We start from the raw sequence: 364 nt of genomic DNA on the forward strand, positions 1-364 counted from the left end.
TACCACGGAGTGATTCATGACTGGGGTGAAGTCGTAACAAGGTAGCCCTAGGGGAACCTGGGGCTGGATCACCTCCTTATACGATTTAGAACTTATTTGTTCGTAGTGTCCACACAGATGATTGTTAGTTAGTTTTATCCTTTGGGTTTAACTGATTAATATGCTCTTTAAAAATTTGGAAAAGCTGATAATAAAATTCTGATAAATATTCGTATTTATCAAGAGTTTTCAAAAGTAAAAAAAGAATGATAGCAGTATCATTCAGTGCCAATTTAATCATTTATGATTAATTGGTATCTACTTTAGTATTCAATATTAACTTCTGGCGAAGTTAAACTGTCACATAACAAAGACCCGTTTGGGT

Annotated in this window: 1 rRNA gene; it reads left to right on the top strand. The window is 34.1% G+C overall.

Annotated features, from left to right (window positions below):
* A 16S ribosomal RNA gene (locus PSI06_RS21175) occupies nucleotides 1–79 on the top strand; the annotation flags it as partial.
* Nucleotides 80–364 lie beyond the last annotated feature (285 nt).

Origin of the sequence: Pseudoalteromonas sp. GABNS16E (genome assembly GCF_028598715.1) — a bacterium.
In the GTDB taxonomy this organism is placed as follows: domain Bacteria; phylum Pseudomonadota; class Gammaproteobacteria; order Enterobacterales; family Alteromonadaceae; genus Pseudoalteromonas; species Pseudoalteromonas atlantica.